The sequence below is a fragment of the Streptomyces sp. NRRL WC-3549 genome (assembly GCF_000721935.1).
In the GTDB taxonomy this organism is placed as follows: domain Bacteria; phylum Actinomycetota; class Actinomycetes; order Streptomycetales; family Streptomycetaceae; genus Streptomyces.
On sequence record NZ_KL585391.1, the window covers coordinates 108,216 to 109,006 of the forward strand.

Below are 791 nucleotides of genomic sequence, written 5' to 3' on the forward strand. Positions count from 1 at the left end.
TCGCTGCCCTTCGACTCGGCGGCGGCGCGGCCCGCCTCCAGCCGGGCGACCGGGATGCGGAACGGCGAGCAGGAGACGTAGTCCAGGCCCGCCTCGTGGAAGAAGTGCACCGACTCCGGGTCACCGCCGTGCTCGCCGCAGACCCCGAGCTTCAGGTCCGGGCGGGTGGCCCGGCCCGCCTCGACGGCGCTGCGGACGAGCGAGCCGACGCCGTCCTTGTCGATCGTCTCGAAGGGCGACACCCCGAAGATGCCCTTCTCCAGGTAGGCGGTGAAGAACGAGGCCTCCACGTCGTCGCGGGAGAAGCCCCACACGGTCTGGGTGAGGTCGTTCGTACCGAAGGAGAAGAACTGCGCGGCCTCGGCGATCTGGCCGGCGGTCAGCGCGGCCCGGGGCAGCTCGATCATGGTGCCGATGGTCAGCTTGAGCGAGGTGCCGGTGGCGGCCTCGACCTCGGCGACGACCCGGTCGGCCTCCTCGCGGACGATCTCCAGCTCCTGGACGGTGCCGACGAGCGGGATCATGATCTCGGCGCGCGGGTCGCCCTTGGCGTTCCTGCGGTGGGCGGCGGCCTCCGCGATCGCCCGGACCTGCATGGCGAACAGCCCCGGGATGACCAGCCCGAGACGCACCCCGCGCAGGCCGAGCATCGGGTTCTGCTCGTGGAGCTTGTGCACGGCCTGGAGCAGGCGCAGGTCGTTCTCGTTGGCGTCCTTGCGGGCCTCGGCGAGCGCGACCCGTACGGAGAGCTCGGTGATGTCCGGCAGGAACTCGTGCAGCGGCGGGGGGGG

General features: G+C 71.9%; 1 protein-coding gene. It reads right to left on the reverse strand.

Annotated elements, in window-relative coordinates; all coding sequences use genetic code 11:
* On the reverse strand, positions 1 to 791 hold a 791-nt coding region (locus IH13_RS0109060), incomplete at both ends, for a putative PEP-binding protein (RefSeq protein WP_031082696.1).